Genomic DNA, 14438 nt, shown 5'->3' with positions numbered 1-14438 from the left:
TCTGACACCTGTAAGCCAGTTTCTACAAATTATCTTGACTGACTAATTTTTGTGAAGGAGAGTCCAAATGAATTACTTCTCAACGGTTGTTACACTACTGCGCGATCGCCAAGTTTTTTTAGAAGAAGTTCATGAAGGAGTCAAACTTAAGAGCAAAATCTCCGCCTTAATGATTTCCAGTTTTTGTTTTTTTGCGATTTATGGTGCCATCATTGGCATGTTTCATAGCCCACTTCAGGCATTAGCTTCGGCGATTAAGCTTCCGGCTCTTTACTTAATTACACTGCTAGTCTGTTTGCCCACACTGTATATCTTTAACGCATTGTTTGGTTCTAAGAAAACGATTGCCCAACACTTCACTTATCTGTTGACGGCTGTCTGTGTGATTGCAGTGCTGCTGTGTGCCTTTGCACCCGTCACATTATTCTTCTTAATCACAGTGAATGACTACAGTTTCTTCCTGCTGATGAATGTAATCATCTTTTCCTTAACTGGAATTTTAGGAATTTCATTCTTATACCAAGTGATGAAACCGATCGCCGATGGAGATGGGGCAAAAGTGCGAACCAGTATCCTGCGATTTTGGCTATGTTTATATGGGTTTGTGGGCACTCAGCTTGGTTGGACTCTCCGCCCCTTCTTCGGCTCTCCTGGTGAGTTTGAGCTATTTCGTCCACGGGAAGGCAGCTTCTTCAGCGGCGTGTGGACTGCACTGATCAATCTATTGACTTAATGCTGTTGATTTAATGCAGTGAGAAGGAGCTAAATAGTAGGAACTAGGGAAAGGGTATGAGATCAGATTTAGCAGACTTGAAGATTAGCGATCGCGAATTAGAGCGGTTAACCGGGTGCGATGTCGGCGATATTTTTATCGGTGGCGTATTTGGCGGCACCTATCGCATTTCTGCGCTGCAAAAGCCCAAAAAACTGATTGCACTTTGCCTGACGGAAGCAGTTGTATTTTTGCTGATTGTTGTATTCACGTTGCCGCTGAGTTTGTTTTTAACCAGTGGCGCACATGGCATTGCTGATGCTTCCAGCATTTTACGATTTTTGTTCGTAGCATTTGGTATTGCGATCGCCCTTCTACTTGCCTGGAATCTGTATATGAAGTGGCGAGGAAAACATCTGCGAAGTCTGATGCGTTTGCTCGACGAAGTGGATCGATATGAGGACATGTTGAACGCGATCGCGGTATTAGATCGACTAGAAACAGTCAACATTGCCAGAAATTTGAACTCCGCTTTGCAAAATCGAGCCGAGATCTTGGAAGCGATTCACCTCACCCGCGATAACCTAATTGCCGGGTTGACAACCGAAAAAATTCTGCGAGAAAATCGAGGCTTGCTTGCCCGTCAGCAAGATTTACTTGCCAGCATTGAAACCAATCTATCCCTGGTGAAAAGCCTGGAAGTGAAGCATCAAGCGGATGAATATGGACAATTTTTGAACGAAGCCCTACAAATTGGCATCAGTGTCCATCAAGAAGTCCAGCGCCTAAATTGAGTTATTAACCCGTGGTAGATACAGTTGGTGAAATTACGGGTGGAATTTTCTCAAAACTATTCCTCTTGCTGCAAAATGCCTTGAATATCTTGAGCCGCATACAGAACTCTCACAATTTCAATACTATTTTCTTCCATTAGATAGAAGATAAGGAATTTCTCGAATCCTTTAACGCGCCATTTGCGAAGGGTCTGGAGACTTGGGTTATTTGTCTCATAAGCGCTTCCGATTCCTCGCATCCGAGCTAAATCCGCAAAACTTTGTCGAGCGGCATCAAAAAAGCGAAATCCTAGCGAAATCCTACGGATGTATCCTGCTGGGATAGATAGTCTGCATGGGTGTTGAGATCCGCGATCGCTTGAGGACGAATCGAAATAGTGCGGCTCATTGTGGCTGATTTCTCTGAGCGAAGGCAAGTCGCTGTTCTGCCCACCACTCATCGGTTACCTCAATCGCGTCTCCACTCTCCAACCCAGCAATCAGCATGGCATCCAATAGCTCTTTAGATGAAGGAACATGGCTCTGCTGCAACTGCTCAACAAACCACAGCACAGCTTCCTGCGCGGAGGTGGGTAGGGCTTGCATTCTTGACAAAACTGTTTCCTGAATTTTGTTCATCTTTTTGTGTTCCTACCTAAGAATTCTGAAATGGTGACTGAATGCTGAAGCCGCAATTAGAAAGTCCAATGTAAATTATTCTAGATTTTCAAATGCTAACTTCACTCGCTTCACTTGCCTTGGTGCTTCCATCTTGTTAAAAAGTTTATTACGCGATGTGCGATCATCCTAAATCCCGCACCCTAAACGTGATCGTCACTTGCCATTTAGATCCATTTAAGCGAGTGTCACAGTAAATTGATAATGGGTCGAGATCGCCGACACAATCAAACTTGTGATACTTCAACAAACCAATGTCTGCAACCGTATCTGCAACTGCTCCAGAATTTGTACTTTACGCCCAGCATGGTTGGGCAGATGGTGGTCGAGCAATGCGATCGCTGGCTCAAACCCTAGCCACCTCAGAAGCGCTGATCGTTGCACCTAGCCTAGGATATATGAAAACCTGGCTGCGAATTGAGCCATTGATTCAGGCAATAGAACAGTTGGTCATTACCACCACCTTGCAGTATCCCGAACTGCCGATACGGGTTATGGGTCACTCCATGGGGGGCTTGATCTGGCTGGAAGTCCTCGATCGCCATCCCGAATGGTGGTCAAAAGTAGAATCGATTGTGTTGATTGGCTCACCCGTGGGCGGCGCTGATTTGGCGAGGGCGCTTGACCCAATGAAGTGGGGGCTGGGCATTGCCCGTGATCTCGGCGCGAGTCGCAGACCGATGGCAGAAGCGATCGCTTCCCAAATTCCCATGCTGGTGATTGCCGGCGATATTGATGATGGCAGTGATGGCACCGTGCCGATCTCCGCAACCAGAGTGTTTGGTGCAGAATTTATCAGCATTCCCAACGTTGATCATGCCTCGCTGAAAGCCCATCCCGCTGTTGCCGAAGCGATTCGCCAATTTTGGGATGTGCCCAAAGATCGCGACTGTGAGCCGATGGAACCTGATCTTGCCATCCTGTTAATTCGCAGGCTGCAAGCGATCGACGGCATGACCGACGGACACCAGCGAGGCTTTAACCAATCGTCTCTCTTTTTGACTTTAGAAGACGGCACCACTCTCCGCACCTGGGTCAATCCCTGGGGCATTGACCACGTATTTGTCGCCTGCCCAGAAGGCTCCTGTCTCTATAGCGGCTTCGTCGGTTGGGGACACGCGAGAGAATTACAAGAAACCCTAGAATCTCTGAAAAGCGTCGCTAGTCAACCGTAGGAACTTAGCAATTAGACATCCTCTTAGTTATCATCTTGCTGACTAAGTTTATCTTGGAACGGGAACTTGACTGAGGAGAGAGGCGATCGCGCTATCGACTTGTATTCCATCTAACTGAGCTTCGGGGCGCAAAATTAAGCGGTGGCGCAGAATGGGAGCCGCGATCGCTTTCATGTCATCAGGAGTCACATAATCACGATGATTCAGCCATGCTTGCGCTTTGCTTGCCTGTAACCATGCCACTGCTGCACGAGGAGAAGCCCCTAATGACAAATCAGGGTGTTGGCGCGATCGCTGCACCAATGCCAGCAAATAATCCACCAGGGCATCTGTTAGTTTTACGTCTCGCAGAGATCTACGGGCTGCCAAAATGTGGTTGGCAGACAGGATGGGCTTTAGTGCTGCCAGATCTTGGCGCTTCGTTTGCAGTCCCGTCTGACTGTTGAGCAGCATTTGCCGTTCTGCCTTGGTTTCGGGATAGTCCACCACCAGCTTAAACAGGAAGCGATCGAGTTGGGCTTCGGGCAGAGGATAGGTGCCTTCAAATTCCAGGGAGTTTTGGGTGGCAATCACCCAGAACAGGTCTGGCAGCAACAGGCTTTGTCCATCTAAAGTAACCTGCTGTTCTTCCATTGCCTCCAGTAAAGCAGACTGAGTTTTTGGCGGTGTACGATTAATTTCGTCTGCCAACAGTACTTGAGTAAACACTGGACCTTTTTGCAGGGTGAAACTACGAGTATTCAAGTCAAAAATATTAGTGCCCAAAATATCCGAGGGCAAAACATCGGGAGTAAGCTGAATCCGGCGAAACTCTGCTTGAATTAATTGGGCAATCGCCTTCACTGTCAGCGTTTTTCCAGTTCCTGGCACCCCTTCCAAAATCACATGACCTCCTGCCAGCAACGCCACCATTAGCTGTTGAATCAACGAAGGCTGTCCCACCACAATTTGGCTGAGGGCTTCAGAGAGGCGATCGAAAGCGGCATTTAGGTCGAGCATAAAAAAGGCGAATGCGAAACGGCGAGTGACGAAACTAAGAAAACTGGCAGATGCTAATGATTATCCAACATTGCCCACGCCACACCTCACACTTTCTACTCGTACTTTTTAACTTGGACTTGCCCACTTTTTATTCGCAAACCTTAAATTTGTCGAAAGGTTCACAAAAAGTAGAGATCGTTATCAGAAATGCTTGTTATATGTAGGGTAAGAATTTTAGCCGAATAGCATTATTCGTCAGAAGTTTATCGGATTATTAACGCTTCGTTTTGTTTTACAAAGCTTTTGGTTGATGTTGTCAAACCAGAGGTAACGTTTGGCATTATTCAACTTCATCTTTTCCTGGTTAGCTATGTCCCAGCAATCCATACAAATTGATCCCTTGGATAGCCCACATCCAGTTCCTTGGGGATGGGTGCTAGCAACGCTGAACGCCAGTAGCTCAAGCAATTTATCGGGAACTTATTGCTATCGCAGCCAATCGCTGATTTCGCCCGGTCAAGATTTTGCGGCGTATAGCCGGATTCAAATGCAGGTCGAGCCAGAGTATTTTCGCAGTCATGTTACCAGTGTGTTATTTCTGGAAAACTTGCGGACGGGCGATTTGCAAGCAATCACCCCGGCATCGCCACTAGCAGACAACCCGTTTTTAAACACGGGGACGGCATTGGAAGGGCGGATCTCGATGGTGATTCCGGTGTCTTGGTCGGAGTCGGGCGATCGCCTATTGGCACGAGAATTTGAATCCTTTTTTGGGTCAGATATTGCATCCGACTATGCGGTAATTGTGAATCAGACTCGCAATCGGGTGAATACAGTGGCTCCCACTAAGATTGAGTACACCAACGCCATCTTGCTAGGCTGGAGCCATCATCAGCCTGAACTAGTTTTGTTTAGAGCCGGCATGATGGGCGATCAAAACTGGCCGCAGTGGACGGTAGATACCACGGGGCAAACCCTATTGGCAAAGGGCGATCGCCCAGTTACCTATGGGCAAGTCAGCACTAGCGTCTGGACGGGACCTCAAATGCAGCCCCAGTAGCAAAGGGGGGCAGTGTCTAAGGAAGAGGTAATAAAAGAAAAAGTGTGTGCAAATCCTTAGATTTAGCTTCAGGTTTGCTGCGCTTCGTGTTTTGCGATACAAACATTCTAATTTCCTGTTCGTACTATTGGTTGCAAACAAAAAATTCGGCAAAGCTCAAACAGGTATACGCCAAGCCTTGATCTGGCTTAATATTGCACTCATCATACACCTGTCAGACATCGTTCAATCTTGTGCCTCTGCTTTTTAATGCTCAGCCTCTGGCAATTGGCTAATATTTTTTCACTGGATAATCATGGAAACTGAAACTTCAAATGGCACTCCTTCAGACACAGTGATGGTAGAGCCGCCCGTTGTGGAATCAAAGGTTCCGAAGGGTAAAAAGAAGAAAAAAGATCAGAAAAAGAAACTCGACCTTAAGCACCCAAAGCTGAAAGCACTCTCCTATCCTTCGGAAGGAGAAGGAAGTTCTAAGCTGGATAGCAAGTTTTATGAGAAAGAACTTGCACGCCTGCAAATCGAACTGGTGAAAATGCAGTATTGGGCAAAATATACGGGCACTCGCATTGTCCTTTTGTTTGAGGGACGGGATGCGGCAGGTAAGGGCGGTACGATTAAGCGAATTACTGAACAGTTGAACCCTCGCGGCTGTCGGGTGGTGGCATTGGGTACGCCGAGCGATCGCGAAAAAACCGAGTGGTATTTTCAGCGCTATGTGCCCCATCTTCCGGCAGCAGGCGAAATTGTCTGTTTCGATCGCAGCTGGTATAACCGCGCTGGCGTAGAGCATGTAATGGGGTTTTGCACCGACGCGCAATATCAAGAATTCATGCAAACTTGTCCAGAGTTTGAGCAGATGTTAGTGCGATCTGGAATCATCCTGCTGAAATATTGGTTTTCGGTGAGCGATGAGGAACAGGAACGTCGGTTTCAATCTCGCACGACCGATCCAGCACGGCGTTGGAAACTGAGTCCCATGGATCTAGAATCTCGCGATCGCTGGGTGGAATATTCCCAAGCCAAAGACGCAATGCTTGCCCATACCAATATTCCCGAAGCACCTTGGTTTACCGTGGAAGCAGACGACAAAAAGCGGGCGCGGTTGAACTGCATCAGCCATTTCCTCAGCAAAATCCCCTATGTGGACATGACTCCTGACCCGATGGAATTACCCCCTCGCAAAGCTGCGCCGCAAGACTATGTGCGTCCACCGCGTAACGAACAATTTTTTGTTCCATCAATCTATTAGTGCGCCATCTCCCTGAAGGCATATTTTGTCACCATAACTGTTCTTACAACACAGTTTAGAAAGATTTAACCCAGTATGCTCTCTAAGCACAACACTCTCGGAGAAAACTAACGATGACCCATGAATTGCGCGTTCAAGCCGTTTCTCAAGTGACTGATCGCAAGCCCCTGCCTCCTAAAATGCCTCAACGGTTAGAAGCGCTGTGGGCAACCGATGTCTTCACCCTCAGTAAGATGCAGGCAAGCTTGCCGAAAGACGTATTTAAGTCAGTCAAACAAACCGTACAAACCGGTGGAAAACTAGATGTTTCGGTCGCGGGTGCCGTTGCCGCCGCCATGAAAGACTGGGCAACCTCCAAAGGAGCGCTCTACTATGCCCACGTCTTTTACCCCATGACCAATGCTACCGCTGAAAAGCACGACGGATTTATCTCCGTTCAGAGTGATGGCTCCGTCATTACCGAATTCACCGGAAAAGTTTTAGTCCAGGGTGAACCCGATGGCTCATCATTCCCCAACGGTGGCTTACGCTCCACCTTTGAGGCACGGGGCTACACAGCATGGGATGTGACCAGTCCTGCCTATGTGATGGAAACTGACAATGGCGTGACGCTTTGTATTCCTACCGTATTTATCTCCTGGACTGGAGAAGCCCTCGATAAAAAAACCCCACTTCTTCGCTCTATTGCCGCCATGAGCAAAGCCGCAGTCCGCGTGCTAAAGCTTTTGGGATACACAGATGTGGCTCCCGTGAATTCTAGCTGCGGTGCAGAGCAAGAATACTTTTTGGTAGATGCTCATTTTGCCCATAGCCGCCCCGATTTGCTGTTGACGGGCAGAACCTTGTTTGGTAAACCTGCTGCCAAAGGTCAACAATTTGATGATCACTACTTTGGTGCTATTCCAGAGCGCGTTCAAGTCTTCATGCAAGATGTGGAAGAGCGCATGTACAAACTGGGCATTCCAGCAAAAACCCGACACAACGAAGTGGCTCCTGGTCAGTTTGAACTCGCGCCCTTTTTTGAGGCGGCAAACGTTGCGAGTGACCATCAGCAGTTGATCATGACGATTCTCAAAATGACCGCAAAGAAACATGGGTTTGTTTGCTTGCTACATGAGAAACCCTTTGCTGGCATTAATGGTTCTGGGAAGCACGTTAATTGGTCAGTGGGCAATGCAACTCAAGGCAACTTGCTAGATCCGGGCGATACTCCTCACTCGAATATGCAATTTTTGCTGTTCTGTGGCGCGGTGATCCGAGGCGTTCACAAATATGGTCCCTTGCTCCGTGCAGTGGTCGCCACTGCCAGCAATGACCATCGTTTGGGCGCGAATGAGGCTCCTCCAGCCATCATCTCGGTCTACCTAGGATCGCAGCTTGAGAACGTATTTAAGCAAATTAGCGCGGGTCAGCCCGAAAGCTCTGATAATGCTGGCGTGATGGATTTGGGTGTGGCAACGTTGCCCATTTTTCCGAAAGATCCCGGCGATCGCAACCGCACTTCTCCCTTCGCATTCACCGGCAACCGCTTTGAGTTCCGCGCAGTCGGGTCTAACCAATCCGTGTCGGGACCCTTGGTGGCAATGAACACAGTATTGGCAGATTCCCTCACTTGGGTTGCCGATGAGCTAGATAGCAAAATGGCGGCAGGCGCAGACTTGAATACTGCGGCTCATGCGGTGCTAAAAGAGGTGATGGACAAGCACAGTAATGTAGTGTTTGGCGGCAATGGCTACTCGGAAGAATGGCACAAAATCGCCGAAGAACGGGGCTTGGCAAACTTGCGGACTACAGCAGATGCTTTGCCCGTGCTGAAAGCGGATTACATTGAAGAGTTGTTTGATCGGGTGGGTGTGCTGACTCCGGTTGAACTAGAAAGTCGCTTTGATGTCTATGCTGAGCAGTACATTTTGGCGATCGACGTGGAAGCTAAACTGGTGATAAGCATGGCAAAAACCATGATTTATCCTGCCGCAATGCGGTATTTATCTGAAATGTCTACCACGATTACCAACGCCAAGGCGATCGGCATTGCCTTGGAACAGGAAACCGCTGAAAAAGTCGCTGTCCTGATCAAATCCATGACCGATATGGTGAGCAAACTCGCCGACGCTCTGGACAAGCATGATTTCGCCACTCCAGAAGAGCATATGCAGTATTCCGCCCAAACCCTCCGTCCTTTAATGGATAAGGTGCGAGAGTATGCTGATGCCCTAGAAGCGGAAGTCGCAGATGATTTCTGGCCCCTACCCACCTATCAAGAAATGCTGTTTGTGAAATAACAAATCGCTTTTCTAGTACAAGGGGCGGGTTTTGAAGAGAAGTAAACGGCTAATTCCACTAATTCTTCTCAAGCAAACCCGCCCCTTTAAATATTGAGTCATGCCCTGATAGAGCAGGTCGCATCAATAGCGCAACGTTTGATAGTTTGATGAAGCGGAGGTACTCAGGATTTCTTTATTTTTTCTTTTCTTCTGATATTTTGATGCAGAGTGAGGCCAATTTGAAATTGAAATGTGATACGTGGCTTTCTGAAAATAGCCATGTCTCTATGTTTTAGAACTCAAAACTCAAAACGGTATGGTTTAAGCTGGTGTAAGTTTGCATTGAACTAGACTGATGGCAGACAGGAGTTTTAAGTTACCTTAAAGAAGATTTGACCTGATTTTCTCCTTTCTGTAGCACGCGATTTTTCATGAATATTTTCAGCCAGTTGTTAAATAAACCTGCTCTTCCCTCTCCTAAACGACAGCGTCGGGGGATTGAAATTAAGTCTTCTCGTGAAATTGAAACCATGCGGCAGGCTGCAAAAATTGTGGCAACCGTTCTGAAGGAAATTTCAGAGCGAGTTGAACCGGGGATGACGACCTTGGATCTGGATGTCTATGCAGAGAAGCGGATTCGTGAAATGGGTGCAACTCCTAGTTTTAAGGGCTATCACGGCTTTCCCGCATCAATTTGTTCGTCTATTAACAATGAAGTCGTGCATGGAATTCCGAATCGGCGTAAGGTGATTCGGATTGGCGATGTTCTAAAAGTGGATACAGGAGCCTATTTTGAAGGGTTTCATGGAGATTCTTGTATCACGATCGCAGTGGGCACAGTCACCCCCGAAGCTCAACGGTTAATTCGGGTTGCCGAAGAAGCACTTTATCAAGGCATTGAGCAGGTGAAAGCCGGAGCCTATTTGCTCGATTTGGCAGGGGCGATCGAAGATTGTGTGAAGGCAAATGGGTTTACGGTTGTAGAGGATTTTACTGGGCACGGGGTAGGTCGCAACCTGCATGAAGAGCCTTCAGTGTTTAACTTTCGGACTAAAGAAATGCCCAATGAAAAGCTGCGGGCAGGAATGACGCTAGCGATCGAGCCAATTGTTAATCAAGGCTCCAAGTATGTCCGCATTTTAGGCGATCGCTGGACTGCGGTGACCGTGGATAAAAAACTCTCTGCCCAATTTGAACACACCGTTTTAGTGACTGAAACTGGGTATGAAATCCTCACTGATCGCACAGCAGTTTAATAAAGCCAACGCCATGTTTTGTTCTAGATTCAGGCTAAGCTGAGGAAGCACCATTTCGCTGCTTAGCCTTCCCACACTTTTTCTGAGCGTATGCATCCTATCTCTCTGCGATCGCTGGCGATTGTCCTATTTACTAGCTTGAGCCTAGTTTTCAGCCCTTGGTTTACGGCTCCAGCCCATGCCTTAGTTCAAATCAAGCTCTCAGAGATTTCCTATCATCCCTGTTCGGCTGAAGTAGCAGAAGGTACTGTAACCAGCGGCAATGCAACGGCTGCTAGCTGCTACATTGTCACAGGCAAAGCAGAAAACACATCCGGCAAACCCGTGATTAACGCCGATATATTTGGACGAATTTACGATGCAAACGATAATTCCGTCATGGAAAACCGCACTCGACTCGGCTCCATCGAAACAGTACCCCCTGGCATCAGCGATTTCGAGCTAAGAATTACCGTTGCTGCCAATCAGCCGCCGCCTTTGAAACTAGAGCAGTTCAAAGCGGCTGGATTTACTGGCAAAGTCAGACGCTAATGAATTCTCGTCTGCCGTTCTGCATAACAAAGCCTCACTTCATAGTGGATGAGCGAGGCTTTTACGATCATCGTGGGGCTAAAAACACCAAACTCGATTCAAAACACTTTTAGCAAGCAGCTTGGCTACACCTACAATCAAGCTCTTCTTAAGAAAGGCGGAAAGAACTCAAAGCTTGCTGAATAAAGCTAAGCAGCAGAAAAGCCAGCATTGGAGAAAAGTCTAGCCCCCCCAGTGGCGGAATAATATTTCGGAAGATGTTGAGGTAAGGATCAGTCAACTGACTCAAAATAGAGAATGGCGGATCGAACCAATTTACGTTGGGAAACCAACTCAACAAGATTCGGATGAGCAGCAAAGCCAGATAAATGCTAACGAAGGTCGCTAGGGTAGACAATAACAGAGCAACAGGAGAGGCAGTAGTCATAAGCAGTAGTACTCGTAGTAGCGATTTGTAGGGTGCTAGAGCATTTTGGCTAGCGTGCAAAACAGCCTAAGCTCAATGGTCTTTATAGATAGTCTAACATTCTACTTTTTGTCTGAACTTTTTCATGGAACTAGCCTTGTCCATGAGTTTTTTGAGAACCTGCTTGTTCACTAGCATCACTGACTAACTCGCCATTCACACCCCCTAATTGTTGGCGCACATCGTCGATCGCGTCATTTAGCTGGGCAATTTTATCTTCCAAACTGCGACGGGCTGTTTCCATATCTGTTTGGGCACTCGCTGACTTAAACAAGCCTCTGCGCTGAGTTGTTTTTCCTTCTAAAGGAGTTGTGCCTAGTATGGGATCTTCCGTTTCTGATGCATTTTCCAACTGCTTTGTGGCAATAAGCGCACCCACAACCCCGCCCAAAACTCCACCAACTAAGGAACCTAGTAAAAAACCACCTGCAAATCCGTCTTGTTGACTCATTACAAACCAAACCACTTGCTCTAGAGGACTTCAACCAACCATTGTTCTCTCAGCTTAGCGGCTGTAGCGTCAGGCTGATATACAATATCCCGTGCTTAGCGTATCATTTCACGTACCAAAGGTGCGATCGCCTGCATCCCCAAGCCCCGGAACGATAAAACCCTGTTCATTCACCTTTTCATCGATAGCAGCAGTGTAAATCTGCAATGTTGGATAGGCAGCACTCAGTTTTTGCAGGGCAGGGGGAGCCGTCACGACCGAAATAATCCGCACCATTGCCGGATCAACTCCCCGTTGCGTAAGCTCTGCCATGACTGAAATCATCGTTCCCCCAGTTGCCAACATTGGCTCTGGAATCAGAATACGGGTTTGAGGATCGAAAGAATCGGGCAGCTTATTGAGATAGCAACTGGCTTCTAAGGTTGCTTCATTGCGAACAAAGCCTAAGTGATAAATCGCGGCGAGGGGCAGCAAGGTTTGAGCGCCATCTAGCAACGCCAACCCTGCCCGAAGAACAGGCACCATTGCCATTGGCACCTCTGGGTCTACAAAGGTGCCAGGACAATCGGCTAACGGGGTTTCTAGGGTGACATCTTTAGTGGGTAGCCAGTCGCGAATTGCCTCATAGGTGAGCCAACGCCCCAGTTCAGTCATGGAGGTGCGAAACAGGGAGGAGGGAGTCGCTGCATTTCGAGCGATCGCTAGCCAGTGCTTAATCAAGGGATGAGGAGGAACGTAAACCCGTAACTGAAGAGTCATAACCGCTGATTGGCATTTGGGCTGTGGATATTGCCCATAATACTTCCACTGGGGTGATTTTTGCAGCAGCAGATTGGAAGGGACGATCTCCTACCGCGAACTTAGTCTAATTTTATTGAGAAAGTATCTCAATATAGTTGACACTTAATATCAATAAGTTTATATTGGTTCTCAAGTGTTCTCCTCTCTGAAGGATCGGCAGGTGGGATTGGTCAGCGTTTGCGGCTAATCCCATTTTTTTTGCGAAATAGCCCAAGGTTGATTCAAAGTTAACCCGTCAAGAGGCACTTCCAGATACACTAAAAAATAGTCATTGCATCCCTTGCCTGACTCAATGTTTCATAGCGTATTATTGTGTCTCCTCATTTGCCTGTGTCTTCTAGCTCTGAGTTGTTTTCCAATTCCGCTCGTTTTGAAAATAAGACCCTGACAGAATTCGATGTGATTGTCGTTGGTTCTGGCATTGGAGGATTGGTCACTGCGACTCAGTTGGCTGCCAAGGGCGCTAAGGTGTTGGTTTTAGAACGGTATGTGATCCCTGGTGGCAGTGCTGGATATTTTGAGCGATCGGGCTATCGCTTTGATGTGGGCGCTTCTATGATGTTTGGATTTGGCGATCGCGGCACTACTAATCTTTTAACTCGCGCTTTGGCAGCCGTGGATATGCGGCTTGAAACAATTGCTGATCCCGTACAAATTCATTACCACTTGCCGAATGAATTAGAGATAAAAGTCCATCGGGACTATGAGAAATTTTTGCAAGAATTAATCGCCCGCTTTCCCCATGAAGAAAAGGGAATTCGACAGTTTTATGATGAGTGTTGGAAAGTCTTTAATTGCTTAAATGCGATCGAGCTATTGTCTTTAGAAGAACCCCGCTATTTAATGCGAGTGTTTTTTCAGCATCCGTTTGCTTGTTTAGGATTGGTCAAGTATCTGCCAAAAAATGCCGGAGACTATGCTCGACGGTTTATTCAAGATCCTGAACTGCTGAAATTTATTGATATGGAGTGCTTTTGCTGGTCAGTGGTGCCAGCCGATCTCACGCCGATGATTAATGCAGGCATGGTGTTTAGCGATCGCCACTATGGCGGCATCAACTATCCCAAAGGGGGCGTTGGCAAAATTGCCCAAGCGCTCGTACAAGGTTTAGAAAAATACGGTGGGCAGATTCAATATAAAGCTAGAGTGACCCAAATTATTGAAGAAAACGGTCGGGCGATCGGCGTAAAACTTGCGACTGGTGAAACAGTTCGAGCAAAGCGGATTGTTTCTAACGCCACTCGCTGGGATACCTTTGAAAAATTACTGCCATCCGAAAATATGCCTAGGGCTGAGAAAAAATGGCAGCAGCGCTATCGCAAATCTCCTAGCTTTCTCAGCCTGCATCTAGGCGTGAAAGCGGAAGCCCTACCTGTGGGTACAGAATGCCACCATATTTTGTTGGAAGACTGGAATCAAATAGAGTCAGAGGAAGGCACTATTTTTGTATCGCTGCCAAGCTTGCTCGATCCTAGCCTTGCTCCCAGTGGCTGCCATATTATTCATGCGTTTACCCCCAGTTGGCTAGAAACATGGCAGGGACTTTCACCCACTGAGTATGAAGCGCAGAAGGAAGCAGTGGCGGCTCGGATTATTGATCGGCTCGAAGCGATCTTCCCTAATCTTTCTGCCTATTTGGACTATCAAGAAGTGGGAACACCCCGGACTCACCGCCGCTTTTTAGGACGAGACGATGGCACTTATGGTCCAATTCCAGTTCGCAAGCTAGCAGGATTATTAGGGATGCCATTTAACCGCACGGCAATTCCAGGGCTGTACTGTGTGGGAGACAGCACCTTCCCAGGGCAAGGACTCAACGCGGTTGCTTTTTCTGGGTTTGCTTGTGCCCATCGAGTCGGGGTTGACCTGGGTTTATAGGCTCAGGGAAATAGTTGGATCGTGAAATGCTCAATCAACAATCCGAAGTCGCCCGGTGCGGAGCAGTTTCTGGATGACTAATGCTCAACAGAATCATTGAATCTAAAGTTAAATTACATTGATAAACTACTAACTTGATAAACTACTAACTGCAAGCTTGGCG

15 protein-coding genes are annotated in these 14438 nt (G+C 47.4%); 9 read left to right on the top strand and 6 right to left on the bottom strand.

The features are described 5' to 3' along the window. The first annotated feature begins 67 nt into the window (after positions 1-67). Both AC1S5B_RS07045 and AC1S5B_RS07040 read left to right on the top strand, forming a co-directional pair. On the top strand, positions 68-733 hold the full coding sequence (locus tag AC1S5B_RS07045) for a hypothetical protein (RefSeq protein WP_482034970.1): 666 nt from the start codon (positions 68-70) through the stop codon (positions 731-733). A gap of 56 nt (positions 734-789) precedes the next feature. Further along, positions 790-1506: a hypothetical protein gene (locus AC1S5B_RS07040; RefSeq protein WP_482034969.1), complete on the top strand. Its 717-nt coding sequence runs from the start codon at positions 790-792 to the stop codon at positions 1504-1506. A gap of 56 nt (positions 1507-1562) precedes the next feature. Here AC1S5B_RS07040 and AC1S5B_RS07035 read toward each other — a convergent pair whose 3' ends face one another. Then, positions 1563-1805, bottom strand: a complete 243-nt coding sequence (locus AC1S5B_RS07035; RefSeq protein ID WP_482036604.1) for a type II toxin-antitoxin system RelE/ParE family toxin — start codon at positions 1803-1805, stop codon at positions 1563-1565. An 85-nt stretch (positions 1806-1890) separates the two neighbouring features. Beyond that, positions 1891-2124 (bottom strand): hypothetical protein, encoded by a 234-nt coding sequence (locus AC1S5B_RS07030; protein WP_482034968.1) that lies wholly within the window; start codon positions 2122-2124, stop codon positions 1891-1893. Between the two features lie 293 nt (positions 2125-2417). Between AC1S5B_RS07030 and AC1S5B_RS07025 the strand changes: the two genes are divergently transcribed. Continuing rightward, entirely contained in the window at positions 2418-3338 is a 921-nt protein-coding gene (locus AC1S5B_RS07025) for an alpha/beta fold hydrolase (RefSeq protein WP_482034967.1), read from the top strand. A 48-nt stretch (positions 3339-3386) separates the two neighbouring features. Here AC1S5B_RS07025 and AC1S5B_RS07020 read toward each other — a convergent pair whose 3' ends face one another. Beyond that, positions 3387-4337 (bottom strand): AAA family ATPase, encoded by a 951-nt coding sequence (locus AC1S5B_RS07020; protein ID WP_482034966.1) that lies wholly within the window; start codon positions 4335-4337, stop codon positions 3387-3389. 352 nt (positions 4338-4689) lie between these two features. Here AC1S5B_RS07020 and AC1S5B_RS07015 point away from each other — a divergent pair, with 352 nt between their 5' ends. From AC1S5B_RS07015 to AC1S5B_RS06995, 5 genes are all read left to right on the top strand, one after another. Then, positions 4690-5379 carry a hypothetical protein gene (locus AC1S5B_RS07015; RefSeq protein WP_482034965.1) on the top strand — a complete coding sequence of 230 codons (690 nt, stop codon included), beginning with the start codon at positions 4690-4692 and terminating at the stop codon, positions 5377-5379. A gap of 295 nt (positions 5380-5674) precedes the next feature. Next, positions 5675-6628 (top strand): polyphosphate kinase 2, encoded by a 954-nt coding sequence (gene ppk2 / locus AC1S5B_RS07010; RefSeq protein WP_482034964.1) that lies wholly within the window; start codon positions 5675-5677, stop codon positions 6626-6628. Positions 6629-6741: 113 nt separating this feature from the next. After that, entirely contained in the window at positions 6742-8910 is a 2169-nt protein-coding gene (locus tag AC1S5B_RS07005; RefSeq protein ID WP_482034963.1) for a glutamine synthetase III family protein, read from the top strand. A 413-nt stretch (positions 8911-9323) separates the two neighbouring features. Then, on the top strand, positions 9324-10148 hold the full coding sequence (gene map / locus AC1S5B_RS07000; RefSeq protein ID WP_482034962.1) for a type I methionyl aminopeptidase: 825 nt from the start codon (positions 9324-9326) through the stop codon (positions 10146-10148). A gap of 90 nt (positions 10149-10238) precedes the next feature. Then, entirely contained in the window at positions 10239-10679 is a 441-nt protein-coding gene (locus AC1S5B_RS06995; protein ID WP_482034961.1) for an FxLYD domain-containing protein, read from the top strand. Between the two features lie 148 nt (positions 10680-10827). Here AC1S5B_RS06995 and AC1S5B_RS06990 read toward each other — a convergent pair whose 3' ends face one another. From AC1S5B_RS06990 to upp, 3 genes are all read right to left on the bottom strand, one after another. Then, a complete protein-coding gene (locus tag AC1S5B_RS06990; protein ID WP_458648714.1) occupies positions 10828-11106 on the bottom strand; it encodes a YggT family protein in 279 nt (92 codons plus the stop codon). 130 nt (positions 11107-11236) lie between these two features. Next, positions 11237-11596, bottom strand: coding sequence for a ssl2009 family thylakoid membrane protein (locus tag AC1S5B_RS06985; RefSeq protein ID WP_482034960.1), 360 nt, complete (start codon positions 11594-11596; stop codon positions 11237-11239). Between the two features lie 108 nt (positions 11597-11704). After that, positions 11705-12355, bottom strand: coding sequence for a uracil phosphoribosyltransferase (gene upp, locus AC1S5B_RS06980; protein WP_482034959.1), 651 nt, complete (start codon positions 12353-12355; stop codon positions 11705-11707). 372 nt (positions 12356-12727) lie between these two features. Here upp and crtH point away from each other — a divergent pair, with 372 nt between their 5' ends. Beyond that, positions 12728-14275: a carotenoid isomerase gene (gene crtH, locus AC1S5B_RS06975; RefSeq protein WP_482034958.1), complete on the top strand. Its 1548-nt coding sequence runs from the start codon at positions 12728-12730 to the stop codon at positions 14273-14275. Positions 14276-14438: the final 163 nt, after the last annotated feature.

This window comes from Leptolyngbya sp. CALU 1928, from assembly GCF_056784215.1.
Note: the sequence above shows the minus strand (reverse complement) of the source record. Positions and strands in the feature narration are given on the sequence as shown.